Genomic DNA, 16,262 nt, shown 5'->3' on the forward strand with positions numbered 1-16,262 from the left:
CCTTTGTATCAAATGGGGGCTGTGTTTTTTTACATAGCTATGCCTTATTTATGTTGAAAATCGAGGGGAGCAAGATAGTTTAACCGTTCAACAAGGCTTGCTCCCGTATGCGAATGATTGGCTGCAGCGTCAAAGAAATTAGAGATTATAATCTAAAAGATACTTCCTATCTAGTGCTTATCCCCCAAATGGGGGATTTTTTTATTTCGAAAATAAGCTTAAAGTAGGAAGTGGACGACATTAGTCGACAAAATTCTCGGATTAGGGAGAGGAATTGACATGAGAAAGTTTTCAACACGTTATATAGGTTTAGTTTCGGCTTTCGTTATGCTCTTGTTAGGAGGGTGTGTTAGTACATTACCTCAAGTTACTTTTTATTTTAATAATCAGCTAAGTGGAGCAGAGCAATTATATGTCAGATATTCAGATGGAACTGTATCTAACGTACCTACAAGCACGACTTCAACAGTCTTCAATAATGAAGTCAATAAAACAATGGTAGGCGGATATATTAGCGATGGTTCATTTAGTTGGGTTCCAATCTATTCGTATGGTACGGGTACAGTAAGCCTAAGCAGTGTTGCAACAACCAAACCAACGGTTACGGCAGACCATATCAAATTGGCTAGCCAACCAACAACGGTTGGTGATTATGTCAATGTTACATTTGCTGTATATGGTAATGAAGGTCAGCTTGTAAATGGTCGAACTGAGGTGTTTGCCCAGTCAGCGGACTTAACCTTCTATAATGCAGATGGAAATGATAATTCTAATCCTTCGCCACCTTTTAATTACACACGAACTGATGTAGTAAAAGGAGGCTTCTCCTCCTATACTGTCGGCGGATACGTAACTTTTCGAGTGAAATCCAATTTGAATGAGATCTCTTCACAACCGATCTCCTTGTACTCGGGTTCAAGATTAATCTCGAATGACCCTTTCCATACGGGAACTAACCTTGTAACGAAAATCGAGATAGGTAGCGATGATGGTGTATCTAATTTAAAAGTGGGGAATTCTTTAGCTATGCACGCTGATATACAACCAGTAGAAGCTACAAATTCAACTATTACGTGGTCCGTTGAGAATGGTACGGGTTCTGCCACTATAGATAATAATGGTCTATTGACAGGCCTCTCAGCAGGTACGGTCACCGTGAAGGCGGCAGCCTTGGATGGCACTGGGGTTTTTGGAACGAAATTAATGACAGTAGTTACGAATCCGGGAGCTTTAAATAGAGGATCAGGTACAATTGATGATCCGTATCAAATTGCAAACGTGGATCAGTTGAACGAGATTCGATACCATTTGGATACGTATAATTATTATCAATTAACAGCGGATATCACTTCATTCCCAGATGGAGGTTGGCAGCCAATCGGTGATCGCAACACAGAATTCCAAGGGCATATGGATGGTAAGGGTTTTAAAATTAAGAATCTATCCATTGGAAGTTCAATAAATGCATTGCGTATGAAATCAGGCGGTAGCGGTACAGGATTATTCGGAATAACAAGTACGGATAGTGTTATTACGAATATGATTTTAGAAAATATAAATATGAATGGCGAAAGTTATACAGGCGGATTGGTTGGATACAACAAGGGAACGATTAGCTACAGCTCATCTGCAGGTAGTGTGAATGGCGGTTCTAGTCTAGGTGGTTTGGTTGGATACAATCATGAGGATGGAACAATCAGTAACAGTTTCTCGTCAGTAAATGTGAATGGTAGTAATGATACAGGCGGCCTGGTGGGTAACAACGATGGAACGATCAGCAGCAGCTATGCCACAGGAAGTGTAACATCTAGCTATAATCAAGGTGGTCTGGCAGGGAATAACTATGGCACAATCACTGATTCCTATGCTACGGGTAGTATAAGTGGTTATTATGGTGTAGGCGGTTTGGTTTCATTTAATAACGGAACGATCAGTAACAGCTATGCAACAGGACTTATAGACGGGGATTCCAGTTTAGGTGGCCTGGTTGGATACAGCAACGGAACAATAAGTAATAGCTTCTACGACATGGATACATCAGGACAACATGACAATGAATATGGCGTTGGGAAAATAACGACACTGATGAAGACGCAAAGTACATATACCCAATGGGATTTTGCAAGCAAATGGGGAATACAAGCTTCGCGGAACAACGGATATCCTTATTTGCGGGCTGTTCAACTATTCGTGGATTATGATGGAAATGGCAATACCGGTGGTACGCCTCCGATTGACAGCAACACATATGCATCAGGAGTAACAGCTAATGTGTATAGTCATGCCGTAGATTTAGTCCGGACGGGCTATACTTTCGCGGGATGGAATACGCTTGCAGATGGAAGCGGCACTAGCTATGGAGCAAATGATGGATTCAAGATAGTAGGAGCTACTACCTTATATGCGAAGTGGCTGAAACGCGAGCAAGCCAGCGAGCCCTCTGGTGGCGGTGGAGGTCCATCCATCGTTACTTCCACGGATGGTAAATTAACGCTTCCCGTAGGTAGCGAAGGGGAAGTCAGTTTGGAAAATGAGGTCAAGATTACAATTCCGGCTGATGCTACAGGTAAAGAATTGAAACTAACGATTGAAAAATTGTTAAATACGCAGAACCTTTTAAATAATACGAATGTTGCAGCCAGCCCCATCTTTGAAATTTTGAAAAACTTCACGGAGAATTTCAGTAAACCGGTCACGCTGAACTTTGTGTTCGATCCGAAAGTAGTGAAAAATAATCAAAAAGCGTCTGTCTTCTATTTTGACGAATCGAAAAAGGTATGGGTGGAAGTTCCTGGCGGTAAAGTGAACGGTGACAACATTACAGTCCAAGTAGACCACTTCACTAAATATGCGGTATTTGCTGTAGGTCAAGAGCCAGTAGTTCCTGTAAATCCGCTAATTACTTTTAGTGATATTACTGGACACTGGGCAGATGCGCTCATTAAGCAAGCGGTAAGCAGCGGCATCGTTACGGGTTATCCGGACGGTACGTTTAAACCGAATTATACAGTCACGCGAGCAGAGTTTGCTGTGATGTTGATGAACACGTTGAAGCCGAAAGGTGAAGGAGTGGCACTGACATTCACAGATACAGTGAAAATCGGATCATGGGCGCAGAAAGCTGTTGCCCAAGCGGTACAAGCAGGTATTATTAAAGGCTATGAGGACGGCAGCTTCCGTCCAGATGCTCAAATTACACGTACGGAAATGGCAGCGATGCTTGCAAAAGCGCTTGGCCAGTCGAATGAAGCTAGTGTTGCAACTGGTTTTGCGGATGACCAGGACATTCCGGTGTGGGCGAAAGGCAGCGTTGCTTACGTGAAGCAAGCCGGTATTGTGCAAGGGAAAGGCGATAACAAATTCGCCCCACAAGATCATGCAACGAGAGCTGAAGCCGTAACGGTTCTGCTGAAAGTAAGCGTAGAAAAGAGCAAGTAAGGTTGGAGGAAGAAGGGGCGTTTGAGCTCCTTCTTTTTGCTATTCCGGCTTAATTGTATAAAGCACAGCCTTTTGTTCATCAAAGGGTTGTGCTTTTTCATTTTTCTCTGTTCGTTTGACAAAAAGATGCAATTAATTGACCGTTGTAAGCGTTTTATATGTTAGGTATACTAGGCAATATTAGGTAAGTAGCAAAGCGAGGCTGAATCATGACCATACTTAAAATTGCGGGGCTGCATCCGAAGCCGCATTCGTTGAAATATCGTCTAATCCTGATCCTGTTTATCAGCTCACTCGCACCCTTAATTATCATCGGGAGTATTTCCTATTTCTCCATGTATGCGATTTTACAAAATAAAGCAGAGGGCGGGGTCCAAAGCAATTTGCACCAAGTAAGGCTTTTGCTTGAAGATACGCTCGGTCAGTTGAATCATGCTTCTCAGCAGCTCGCCTTTGACGGAAGGGTTGGCAAAAGCCTGGAGAACTATTTAGCAGCTGATTTATTTGAAAAGAAAAGATTGAACGATGAGATCAGAAGCGAGTTAGGCTTGATTCATTTTACGAATCCGACTCTTGGATTAATGTTTTATTACTTCGAGAAAAACAACCAGCTATTATTTGAGAATTTTAACGTTCGTGACGATTATGACCTTAAACAGCTGCCTGTCCTTATCAAATTCGATAAACTTACTTATATGGGACCGCATCTTTCTTTAAACCCGATCGACGGCAATGAAGTGCTGTCTATCCTTCGCAAAGTCGAGCTGCCGGATCGTGACGATGTGTATGTCTATATTGAAACTAATTTTAAATTGGCCGAAAGCATACTCAAAGACAACGAGCAATTCGGCGGCAACTTGGTACATCTGATCGTCGATAATCAGGGAAAAATTGTTTATAGCGAGAATTCAACTGATTTTCCTGTGGGGATGCAGCATAATGCCAATAACCAATCGAATAAAAACATTTCGGATAAATATATGATGTTTGAGGAGACCAGCAATCAATCGTGGAAGGTGTTGGCCGCTGTCCCCAAATCGGTATATAACCTCGAAGTAAATAGGTGGATCAAGCAGTTCGCCTTTTTTGCCGTCTTAACGCTTATAGCAAGCTTCTTCATTGCCTGGTTGATTTGGCGAACAGTATACCGCCCGCTTAAGCTGCTGAGTACGGATATTCGCAATGTAAAAAGCAACAACGAGGTTTTCCCGAGAAGACAATCTCAGATCTTGGAGTTTGCCGTTATTTATAAAGAGTTTGCAGAGATGAGAAGCCGCATCTTCGAATTAATTGGCGAGGTGGAGCTGAAGGAACAAGGCAAAGCATTTCTCGAAGTTGAGAAATTAATGACGCAAATTAATCCTCACTTCATTCACAATACGCTCGATACCATTCGTTGGCTGGCTCGTGCCAATGGGCAGAAAGATATTGACCGTTTGGTCTCCACGTTGAACAAAGTGCTCTATTATAATCTCGGTAAAGGCGGACCTGCCCGAATTAAAGATGAGATTGAGGCATTAAAAAATTATGTTGAGCTGCAAGGCATCCGCTATAACTTTCAATTTGATGTGAAAATCCATGCCGATTCCGAGGCGCTTGAGCTGCCGGTTCCAAGGTTCATTCTACAGCCGCTTGTTGAAAATGCGTTGTATCACGGCTTGGAGGATAAAGGCATTATCGAGGTCAGTGTCATAGAAGACGGTGATTCGCATGTCATTATTGAAGTTAGAGACAATGGAGACGGGATGACAGAGGAAGAAATTGATCAATTAATGAGCGAGAACACGTTAGAGAAAAAGAAGGTAGGTATGGGGATCGGGCTGCAATATGTAAACCGTATGGTGAAGTTTCAATTCGGGGCAGCCGCTAGTTTTCATATTAAAAGCACAATCGGCTCAGGGACGACGATCATACTTCGTCTTCCAATAGGAGGTTTACTCGGATGATAAAAGTTATGGTGGTGGACGATGATCACTTGGTGCGTAAAGGCTTCATCGCTATGATGCCTTGGCGTGAGCATAACCTAGAGGTCGTAGGTGAAGCAGGTAACGGTAAAAAAGCTTTGGAGTTTCTGGAGAATAATCAGGTGGACCTGCTCATTACCGATTTAGCGATGCCTGTCATGTCAGGTATTGATTTGATGAGGTGTGTGAAAGAACGTTATCGGGATATTAGCATGGTCGTATTGACGTTCCATCAGGATTTTGAATTGATTCAGGAAGCGCTTCGCCTAGGGGCGCTGGATTATATGACCAAGGTCGAGCTTGAACATGAGCAGATGGACGAAATTTTAAGAAGAATTGTAGGTAAAATGCAGGAGCAGCATGTACGAACAAGGGAAACGAAAGTAGAGATCCAGGCCACTCCTGCGTTTGCTGAGGAGGATGATGGGCCGTATTCTCAGGAAGTGAAAGCAAGTATTTGGAAGGCAGTAGACATCATTCATCAAGAGTTTCAAAATGAGCTGCTTCTGCCGGACATCGCGAAAAGGGTAAACATGAGCCGCAGCTATTTCAGCCGCTGTTTTCGAGATATTGCCGGGAAAACGTTTAACGATTATATCCGGGAAGTGCGGGTGAATCACGCAAAAGTACTCCTTAGTCAAAAAGGGAAAACGATTAGTTGGATCGCCACGCAGGCTGGTTATCCGAATGAGAAATATTTTGGCAAAGTATTCCGTGAGCTGACGGGGATGCTGCCCGGTGAGTTTCGCAAGAGCCAGAATTAGCACAAATCGTCTCCAAAGAAGTGCACTTTTGTCTCCTATAACGTTCCCAGTATATCAATTAGGAGACGATTTGCTCCTAAACGTAAGACATTAACTGACCCGAATGTCTTTCATTTTCTTTAAAATGTAAGTGCAGGGTTATTAATGAGGAGGGGCAATATGAAAAAGAAAACAACGCTAATTTCTATGATTGCATTGGTTGTTCTGATGACGGCATGTTCAAGCAATAACGTAGGGACCAGCAAGGATGGCGGGCAAGCAGCTAGTCCGAACGTTAAAGTGGACCCGTTTAAGATGCCGAATCCGATTGAAGTGACCACCTTCAAAAGCTTAAGCCCAGGCGCAAAGTTACCTGCTGGCGATACCGTAGAAAGCAACCAGTACATGAAATATATCTCACAAAAAACAAATATCAACTTTAAAATCCTATGGTATGCAGCTTCACAGGACTATGAGCAAAAGATGAAACTGGCCATCGCGAGCAACGATCTGCCGGATGTCATGCTTGTAAATGAGCAAATCTTCCTTGCCCTCGCCGAAGCCGGACAAATTGAGGATTTAAGCAAAGTGTATGACCAATATGCTTCCCCGTTAGCAAAGGAATTGTATGCATCAACGAACAACAAAGCGATTGAGAAAGCAACCTATAAAGGCAAATTGATGGGTATTCCGAATATTAGCGTACAAGCGGATGCGGCAAGTATGGCGTGGGTACGCAAGGACTGGATGGATAAATTGGGACTCCAGCCGCCAAAGACGATGGACGATGTCGCTGCGATCGCTAAAGCTTTCGTAGAGAAAGATCCAGACGGTAACGGCAAAGCGGATACGATTGGAATCGCCGGTTTCGAGAAAGCTTTAACGGTAAGCGGTAAAGCGCAGCGAGGCGACTTCAAAGGTATTTTCCAAGCGTTCGGCGCTTATCCTTCCAACTGGATCAAGGATAGCTCCGGTAAGATTGCTTACGCTTCGATACTTCCTGAAACGAAGCAAGCACTCGGCAAGCTGCGTGACATGTATGCAGCAGGTGCAGTTGATAAGGAATTTGCTTTGCGCAAAGATCCAAACGAGAACATCGTATCCGGCAAAGCGGGTATGTTCTTCGGACCCTGGTGGTCCGGCGGGTTGGCTGCTGATGCTATGAAGCTCAATCCGAAGGTTGATTTCGTGCCTTATTTGATCCCTGATGCCAAAGGGACTGTGAACACGATGATGGTGCCGGTAAGTACACAGTTTATTGTTGTGAAGAAAGGGATGAAGAATCCTGAAGCGGCTATGATTTACGCAAACACATTTATCAATGCTCAGCGTAAAGTAGATCCAGACGCTTTGAACTTAGACTTCACAGTAAGCGCAGAGTACTGGCCAATCGGGAATTCCACCTACGATTATGCGGATGCTGTGGAAAGAAAATCCGATACATTGAAAAAGGCGATGAGCGGACAGATCAAGCCTGAAGAGCTGAATCCGGAAATGAAAGAATTGGTTGCGAAGGCAACTCGCGACAAAGCCAATCCGAAAGCAGATTTGAAAGATTGGTCCGGATATTTCGGGTACACCGTTCCAGCAGATTTGTTGAAGATGAACATGAATAAGGTGTACAGCGAATTTACTGCAAATACGAAGACGATGGAAAGAAAATGGGCTAATCTACAGAAATTAGAAACTGAAACTTTCTTCGGCATCGTAATGGGCGAGAAACCGCTGGATTCGTTTGATAAGTTCGTTACGGATTGGAAGGCGCAAGGCGGCGACGAAATCACGAAAGAAGTAACGGATGAAATCAGCAAGTCCAAAAAGTAACATGTAAGGTAAAGAGCGCATCACCTAACCGAATGGTGGTGCGCTCTTTCTACCATAAAAATGTATAAGTTTGAACAGAGGTGTATCGCTTATGAACATAAAATCGTTTTACAAGCACTACCATTTGATGCTCCTGCCGGGTATCGTGCTTCTTATTATTTTCCATCTCGTGCCGATGTTCGGAGTCGCAATTGCGTTCCAAGACTTCAAGATCGGTTTGGGAATATGGGACTCCCCCTGGATCGGCTTTGAAAATTTCACGTACATGTTTCAACTGAGAGACAGTAAAGTTATTTTCTTTAATACGGTATTTATTGCCGTGTGTAAAATTATCGCGCACCTCATCATTCCGCTTACATTTGCCATTTTGCTTAATGAGATTAGATTCCGGATATTCAAAAGATGGGTTCAGACGGTTGTGTACCTGCCTCATTTTATATCCTGGGTTATCCTGGCGGGTGTTGTGATGGATATGCTGTCGCTCGACGGCATTATCAACCATGCGTTGAAAGCGTTAGGCTTCGAGCCGATTATGTTTATGGCCAAAAACAGCTTGTTTCCTGGCATTGTCGTTAGCACAGACATTTGGAAAGAATTCGGATTTGCTGCCATTATTTATTTAGCTGCACTAGCTGGCATTAATCCTTCCCTCTATGAAGCGGCCGAAATGGACGGAGCAAATAGATTGAAACAATTGTACTATGTTACGCTGCCGAGCTTGGTTCCTACTGTTGTTTTGCTGGCTACTTTGAGCATAGGCAATATTTTGAATGCAGGTTTTGATCAAATTTTCAATTTGTATAATCCGCTTGTCTATGAATCAGGTGATATTATCGATACGTATGTGTACCGGGTAGGACTTGTGCAGGCTCAATATGGCTTAGCTACGGCCGTCGGTCTGTTGAAATCAGTGATCGGTTTCATTCTCATCTTTATTTCGTACAGAGTTGCCTATACGTATGCGAATTACAGAATTTTCTAATGAAGTAGGTGAATGTTAGTGGTACGTAATAAAACGATTTCGGCCCGTATAACCGAAGCAGCACTAGTCTTGGTGATGCTAGCCATCTCAGCCATGTCGCTTGCGCCAGTTGTGCACGTATTTTCCGTCTCGTTTAGTGATAACGCGGCAGCGGCTGGGGGATTCGTTAAGTTTTGGCCCGTTGGCTTTTCTTTGGAATCGTATCGTAAAATTTTGGAAGAACCGCATTTTTTTAATGCGTTCTTAGTTTCCGTCAAACGGGTTTTGCTGGGCGGGGGAATCAATTTCATATTGACCGTCATGATGGCGTACCCGTTGTCGAGAAGCAGCAAGGAATTCCCATACCGGAATGTGTATATGTGGTTCATGCTGTTTACGATGCTGTTCAGTGGCGGAATTATTCCGTTGTATTTGACCGTAAAATCTTTAGGGATGTTTAACTCGATATGGGCTCTGGTACTGCCAGGTGCGGTGCCGGTGTTTAACGTTATTTTGTTAATGAACTTCTTCCGGAACCTGCCGAAGGAGCTGAGCGACGCGGGTTACATGGACGGTGCGGGACCTTGGTATATGATGGTCAAAGTCTATCTGCCGCTCTCGCTGCCAGCGATGGCAACGGTCACTTTATTCAGTATTGTCGGTCACTGGAATTCGTTCTTTGACGGCATGATCTTCATGCGCAGTGCGGAAAATTATCCGCTGCAAACGTATATTCAGCAGCTTGTCGTCAACCAGAACGCATTGTTGGAACTTGATTCGACCAAGCTTGAGTTACTGATGAAAGTATCGGATAAGACACTCAACGCTGCCAAAATCGTAGTTTCGATGGTGCCGATTCTTATCGTTTATCCATTTCTGCAAAAGTATTTTATACATGGAATCATGCTTGGTTCTGTAAAAGAATAGTCAAAGAAGAGGTGCAAATGCGATGGAGTGGAAGGTCATGACTTTCAATTTGCGATACAATGAGCCGAAGGATGGGGACAACGCATGGCCTCATCGTGTGAGGCGTGTTTCCCATATAATCCAAGAGCACGACCCTATTCTTGTTGGCACGCAGGAAGGCTACTATGACATGCTGACCGAGCTTCATGGGGAGCTGGAAGCGTACAATTGGATCGGCATGGGCCGATTTGGCGAGCACGACAATGAGCATTGCGCTATTTTTTATAAGAAGGATGAGCTTGAGGTGCTGGAGGAAGGTCATTTCTGGCTTTCGGAAACACCAGAAGTAACGGCATCCAAAAGCTGGGACAGCATGTTCCCTAGAATGTGTACATGGGTTCGATTCCTGGACAAACACAATCAGAAGGCATTTATCGTGTACAACACCCATTTGGACCATCACAGTAAAGAAGCTAGAGAAAATGGTGTTAAAGTGATTTGGGATTATATTCGTTCGCATAAGTCCGAGCATTCTTTACCCGTTATTTTAATGGGGGACATGAACAGCCATCCTGGCTATCCGCCTATCCGTTATTTGAGGGGGGAATCTGGGGGAGAAGGTCCGAAAGGCTGGCTGAAAGACGCTTATACTGTTGTAGAAGGGGATGTAGGCTGCACTGCGCACGACTTCAAAGGCGGATCAGACGAGGCGCCAATTGATTATATTTTCGTATCTCCCGAGGTAGAAGTGCTGGAAACGATCGTCGATAGAAGGCAGGTCGAGGGGGGCTACCCATCCGATCATTATCCGATTATTGCTTCTTTGCGCTTATATTAAAACAGAGCAAATCAAGGAGAGCAACAGATGAAACCTGTAGAAAGAATACGATCAGTTACAACAATTACGAAAAAAATTGCTCATACAGAGCAAAGCACCTATATTGAAGTGCCTTTTGAAATGCCCGAGCACGTTGAGGAGATTGTGGTCACTTATGTGATCGAATCACACGGTGAACAGAAGGCCGTGATCGACTTGGGCCTGAGGGACACCGTAAGAGTGAGAGGTTGGAGCGGAGGAGCGCGCAAAACCTTTCGACTTGGAAAGGAACAATCCACTCCCGGCTATTTATCAGGTGATTTAACGCATGGAAACTGGGCGGTTCTGCATAACGCCTACAAGGTACCGAACGAAGGTTGTTCCGTTACCGTTACCATCGAATTTCTTTATATGACACCTCGCTGGCTGAAAGGCGATCTACATACGCACAGCGTGAATAGCGACGGCACTTTTACGCTGGAAGAGAATGCGGCAAGGATGGAGGAACTCGGCTGTGATTTCATCGCCATGACGGATCACAATACAGTCAGCCAAAACATGACCTATCCGCGCCATACGAGCGTTGTCATGATACCGGGGATGGAGTTTACAACGAATTTTGGACACAGTAATTTCTTGGGCGTTACCGATCCGATCCGAGATTTTCGGGTGAAGAGTCAAGAAGACGTCAATGCCAAAATTGCCGAAGCCCGTGCTAACGGAGCTAAAATCGTGATTAATCATCCGCACTGCGAGTATTGCCCGTGGGAATGGGATTTGGGTGTCGATCACGACTGGGTCGAGGTATGGAATGGCCCCTTTACGGAACGGAATGTTAGAGCGCTGAATTGGTGGCATAGTCAACTCGTATCTGGCAGAAGGCTTGTTGCTGTTGGCGGCAGCGATATCCATCGTCCAGATCCGTACGTCAAACATGCGATGCCATGTACATGGGTATACGCTTCTGAAAAAACCGTGGATGGCATTTTGAACGCCATCGGGCTGGGTCACGTGGTGATTACTTATGCGCCAAACGGACCTTTTGTTGAACTAAACTGCGGCTCTTATAGGGTTGGAGACATCGTCCCTGCAGGAGAGTGGAGCAGAGAAGTGTGTTTGCAAGCCGAGGATTTGAAGGCCGGAGATATGATCAAACTGTTTAGCAACATCAGATTGGAAAAGGAAGTCCTAGTGTCCTCAGACGGGGGGCTTACCATCCATTTTGATGCACAGGGAACAACGTTTATACGCGCTGAAGTATGGCGGCATTTCGACGAGGTCAACATGACGCTTATGGCTGCGTTAACGAACCCGATTTATTTTGATTAGTAAAAGGATATCGGCATCCGCGACGCGATGAAAACCTTGAAATAGATTGAAAGCAGAAACACAACCTTTTGCATGGTAAAAGGCTGTGTTTTTCGTTTTTTCAATAGATAAGAATTTATATGTTTTGGGTTTTGGAGTAATCTATGCAGTTCATTGTGCGGATAAGGCAACTGAAGTAGCTTATTTGTCTTAAAGACCCCGGCTATGATTGCATAAGCAAGCTAGGCTTGCTTATTGTTGGCTACTACACCATGGAAGTCTCGTTTATCAGCTAATAAGCATGCGCTGTGGTCTTATCTGACGAGATGCTCCGATATTAGAACGAATAAGCAAGGTAAGCTTGCTTATTCGTTTCTAGCTAAACCGCTATTCGTAGAAGGCCCGGGTTGTGCAAGACAGCTTGTAAGAGCGGATGCGAGTTGTACCAGAAGCAGGTCGTAATAGCTTCATCTGAGTAAGCTTATTTTGATTCGTAATAGTTACAGACTAGGTTTATCTTGCGATAAACCACTTCTAATGAGGTCGATTACTAGTGAATGACCTTAATAATAAATTTACTCAAATAATGTCTAAAATAAGAGGTATTTGTCGAAATAACGCGGAATTCATAGTGATAATCAGTAATCATAGAGATAAGCGGGGGCGATGAAGATAATGAAGCTAAAAAGTATTCAAAGTAAATTTATGTTGCTGCTTGTTCCTCTGATTGTTGTTACTCTGTTTGGCATTGTGGCGTTCGCATACGTAAATAGTAAAGGACTAATTAATAACGAAATTGGGCTCAAAATGCAGCAGCAGCTAGAAAGTGTGACCAGCAGCATTAATGGGAAGCTTGTTGCGCATCGTAAAGTGGGAGAAGTGGTTGCCAGGACGGTTGAGTTTGCACCTAACCAGTTAACTTTGGACAACTATAATAAAATACTAAGTAATGATTTGGCCATGAGTGAAGATACATTTGGTTTAGGAATTTTCTTTGAACCTTTCAAGTACAATGCCAAAACGAAATATTTTTCGTCTTACGCGTTCCGAGAAGGGGATAAAATAAACTTAACGCAAGACTATAATGCAGCCGATTACGATTATCCGCACTGGGATTGGTACAAAGTGGCTCAGGACACGAAACAAGCGTTTGCGTACTCTGATCCTTACTATGACGAACCGACGAAAGTCACCATGGTGACGGCGAGTGTGCCAGTCTATGATCAAAAAAAGCAATTTCTCGCTGTTATCACCGGCGATTTTAACCTGGCTCGCTTGCAAAAGCTTGTTGAAGAAACAAAGGTAGGCCGCACAGGCTGGGCGTTCATGGTCGATGCCAAAGGCAACTATCTAGCTCTGCCGGATAAGTCCAAGGTAATGAAGGTCAGTATGGATAAAGACCCGAACTCGTCGATAAGTGCGCTGGCGCCAACACTGCTTTCACAGTCAAATGGCCAGTCCACCATCACAGATGACAAGGGGATTAATCGTGTTTATTATCAAAAAATACCGGAAACCGGCTGGACGATTGCGCTCGTTATGCCAGAGAAAGAGCTGCTAGAGCCTGTGAATAAGCTTGTCGTTTCTTTGGGTATAGGCGGACTGATCGCGCTCGTCATCATGGTGCTTGTGATTATTTTATTCAGCCGATACCTGATTAACCTAATACGAAAAGCCAAAGTGATGGCAGGTCGCATCGCGGAAGGTGATTTAACGCAGCATATGGAAGTGAAAACGAGTGATGAATTAGGTCAAATGGGGCATTCCTTCAATGAAATGATTCAGAGGCTTCGTACGATGCTGGGATCTATTTCCATGCACACGCACACCGTTGCTTCTATGTCCGAGCAATTATCGGCAAGCGCAGAGGAAACTTCGAGAGCGACGGAGCAGATTGCAGATTCCATCCAGCAAGTCGCTGCAAGCGCAGATGAACAGAGCCATATGAATGATACGTCGAAAAAGACGGTTACCGATATCGCCAAGCGGCTTGTATCGATTGTGGACGGCGTTAAGAAGGTAAATGTTTCGACAGAAAAAACCGCCGAGACAGCTGAAAAAGGGAACAGAGCCGTAGGCGAGGTAACGGAGCAAATGAAACTCATTCATCGCAATATGGAGCAATCCTCCATGATTGTAGATGAGCTCAGCGGGAAATCGCTGCAAATCGGGGAAATGATCACGCTGATTACCTCTTTATCCAGCCAAACGAACTTGTTAGCGCTCAATGCCTCGATTGAAGCAGCACGGGCTGGCGAGCACGGTAAGGGCTTCGCCGTCGTTGCGACCGAAGTTCGCAAGCTGGCCGAACAATCCGCGACAGCAGCGGACCGTATTCGCAGCTTAATCAGTGACATCCAAGCTGAAATTAACAGTGCGGTAGCTTCCATGAATAAGGGTACTCAAGCAGTCAATGATGGAACCTTAATGAGCGAAAGTGCGAAGGCTGCGTTCCTGGCTATTCTTCAAGCGGTGGAGGATGTTTTTGGACATGTGAAAGAAGTGTCTCAATCGGCTGTCTTCATTCAATCCGACTCGAAACATATGGTTGAGGTTGTCGAGCAAATTTGTGCGATTTCCAGTAAATCGCTAGAGAGCACACACAGCATAGCCGCAGCAGCTGAGCAGCAGCTTGCTTCCATGGAAGAAGTTAGCGCAGCTTCTCAATCGCTGTCCAAAATGGCTGACGAGCTCCAAGAAGTCGTCAAGGTATTTAAGGTATAATAACAAGAAAGAAATTAATTGTCATCGGTGCCTCTGATATACTTGTCCTTGTTTTTGTATTCGTACCAAAAGGCAACGAGTACACCGATGATTAAAGCAATCGATATCCAGTGGTGAGCAATGAAGTACCAGAGGGTATTCATGTGAGTACCTCCTTCTATTTTGTTTATATAAAGGATAGTTTTGGCAGGAGATGTTTGTTTCATGCATCGGGTGATTCGCCCAGGGCGAAGAACCAGTATAATGAAGGCGGAGAACCGTGTGAAAGCAGCAACCTGAAAGGCGAAGAACCCCTGTGAAGCAGCACCATGAAAGGCGGAGAGCCGTGTGAAAACAACAACATGAAAGGCGGAGAACCGTGAAGGTAACAAAAAATCGGAAGCTGTGGATGGCTTTCATAAGTGTTGCCGTATGGATGGTCCTAGTTCTGGTCGCGGCTGGTTGTTCGGCTCAAGTAATGGAAGGATCGGCTGTACCGCAGGAAACGCCCATAGTAAATAAGGAAACGTCTGCGGTCGCGAGCAGCGTGACCAAGCAGCCGGTGGCGGAAAGTCCTACCGCTGAAACATCATTGCAGTTGCCTGCAGCAGAGGCTAGGATAGAGGCTGCACCAGCGCCTAAAACAAAGCCTGCAGCAGATCTTACAGCAGAGCCTGCGAAAGAGCCTAGAACAGAGCCCGCGGCTTCCAAAACCGCTGCCAGGCCACACCAAGGAAAGCTCGTCATGCTGGACCCCGGACATCAGCGCCAAGGTAATAATGCGCCTGAGTTGGTAGGTCCGGATACGCGGGAAACCAAGCCAAAGGTCAGCTCCGGCACGGTCGGTGTACGAACGAAAAAACCGGAATACGTGCTCAACTTGGAAGTTTCTCTGTTGATCAAGGACGAGCTGGTCCGCCGTGGCATAGAGGTCGCGATGACCCGCGAGTCGCATGAGGTCGATATCAGCAACAAGCAGCGCGCGGATATGGCAAACGAAGCAGGAGCAGCGCTGGCTGTGCGCATTCATGCGGATGGCGATAGTTCACCGAAGACCAAAGGGTTTTCGGTGTTGTATCCGTCGGCTTCCACAGCAGCGGTGAAGCCTATCGCATCTGAAAGCCATGAAGCAGCTGGCTTTATCCTACATCATCTGAAGGCTGCGACCGAAAAGGCTGGAAGAGGACTGTCAGCACGCAGCGACTTATCAGGCTTCAATTGGTCCAAAGTGCCAGTCGTGCTGGTAGAGCTAGGCTTCATGACCAATCCGGAAGAAGATGAGCTGATGTCGGAGGCGGAATATCAGAAGAAGCTGGCCCGAGGTATCGCGGACGGGATTGAGCAGTTTTTGAATATCCGATGAGCCGCCTCTATACCCTGCAAAGTGAGCAGTAACCTATAGCCAGTGCACGAGCTGTAAAGATGTTTTTCATCGTTACAGATGCGAAGGGGAAGTGAAATCGTGTCTGTAGAGATATATTTCATCTTTACAACTGAGAAGATTATCTAAACGAGCGAGTGATACCAAAGTAAAGTTCGTTCCCCATGCTCAAACATAGGCTTTAGACAAGAACCTGGCCATCGGTCAGGTTTTATTT

The 16,262-nt window shown here is 45.0% G+C and carries 11 protein-coding genes; 10 read left to right on the plus strand and 1 reads right to left on the minus strand.

The window, feature by feature from the left end; translation table 11 throughout:
• Positions 1 to 279: 279 nt before the first annotated feature.
• The 9 genes from AC58U0_RS28245 to AC58U0_RS28285 all read left to right on the plus strand — a co-directional run bounded on the left by AC58U0_RS28245 (position 280) and on the right by AC58U0_RS28285 (position 14,685).
• Positions 280 to 3,438, plus strand: coding sequence for an S-layer homology domain-containing protein (locus AC58U0_RS28245; protein WP_497382176.1), 3,159 nt, complete (start codon positions 280 to 282; stop codon positions 3,436 to 3,438).
• A 209-nt stretch (positions 3,439 to 3,647) separates the two neighbouring features.
• Positions 3,648 to 5,384 (plus strand): sensor histidine kinase, encoded by a 1,737-nt coding sequence (locus tag AC58U0_RS28250; protein ID WP_497382177.1) that lies wholly within the window; start codon positions 3,648 to 3,650, stop codon positions 5,382 to 5,384.
• The gene (locus AC58U0_RS28255) at positions 5,381 to 6,166 is read left to right on the plus strand and encodes a response regulator transcription factor (RefSeq protein WP_497382178.1); all 786 of its coding nucleotides are present in this window, start codon (positions 5,381 to 5,383) and stop codon (positions 6,164 to 6,166) included. Before AC58U0_RS28250 ends, AC58U0_RS28255 begins: the two co-directional genes overlap by 4 nt.
• 159 nt (positions 6,167 to 6,325) lie before the next feature.
• Positions 6,326 to 7,969 carry an extracellular solute-binding protein gene (locus AC58U0_RS28260; protein WP_497382179.1) on the plus strand — a complete coding sequence of 548 codons (1,644 nt, stop codon included), beginning with the start codon at positions 6,326 to 6,328 and terminating at the stop codon, positions 7,967 to 7,969.
• A gap of 91 nt (positions 7,970 to 8,060) precedes the next feature.
• Entirely contained in the window at positions 8,061 to 8,951 is an 891-nt protein-coding gene (locus AC58U0_RS28265; RefSeq protein WP_497382180.1) for an ABC transporter permease, read from the plus strand.
• 18 nt (positions 8,952 to 8,969) lie between these two features.
• Complete coding sequence (locus AC58U0_RS28270; RefSeq protein WP_497382181.1) at positions 8,970 to 9,857, plus strand: carbohydrate ABC transporter permease; 888 nt, start codon at positions 8,970 to 8,972, stop codon at positions 9,855 to 9,857.
• A gap of 37 nt (positions 9,858 to 9,894) precedes the next feature.
• Complete coding sequence (locus AC58U0_RS28275; RefSeq protein WP_497382182.1) at positions 9,895 to 10,674, plus strand: endonuclease/exonuclease/phosphatase family protein; 780 nt, start codon at positions 9,895 to 9,897, stop codon at positions 10,672 to 10,674.
• Positions 10,675 to 10,701: 27 nt separating this feature from the next.
• Positions 10,702 to 11,982, plus strand: a complete 1,281-nt coding sequence (locus AC58U0_RS28280; protein ID WP_497382183.1) for a CehA/McbA family metallohydrolase — start codon at positions 10,702 to 10,704, stop codon at positions 11,980 to 11,982.
• Between the two features lie 654 nt (positions 11,983 to 12,636).
• Positions 12,637 to 14,685 (plus strand): methyl-accepting chemotaxis protein, encoded by a 2,049-nt coding sequence (locus tag AC58U0_RS28285; RefSeq protein ID WP_497382184.1) that lies wholly within the window; start codon positions 12,637 to 12,639, stop codon positions 14,683 to 14,685.
• Between the two features lie 14 nt (positions 14,686 to 14,699).
• On the opposite strand, the gene AC58U0_RS28290 is transcribed toward AC58U0_RS28285, so the two are convergent.
• Positions 14,700 to 14,828 carry a hypothetical protein gene (locus AC58U0_RS28290; RefSeq protein ID WP_497382185.1) on the minus strand — a complete coding sequence of 43 codons (129 nt, stop codon included), beginning with the start codon at positions 14,826 to 14,828 and terminating at the stop codon, positions 14,700 to 14,702.
• A 215-nt stretch (positions 14,829 to 15,043) separates the two neighbouring features.
• Between AC58U0_RS28290 and AC58U0_RS28295 the strand changes: the two genes are divergently transcribed.
• Positions 15,044 to 16,027, plus strand: coding sequence for an N-acetylmuramoyl-L-alanine amidase family protein (locus AC58U0_RS28295; RefSeq protein WP_497382186.1), 984 nt, complete (start codon positions 15,044 to 15,046; stop codon positions 16,025 to 16,027).
• Positions 16,028 to 16,262 lie beyond the last annotated feature (235 nt).

This window comes from Paenibacillus sp. J31P190 (assembly GCF_059692075.1).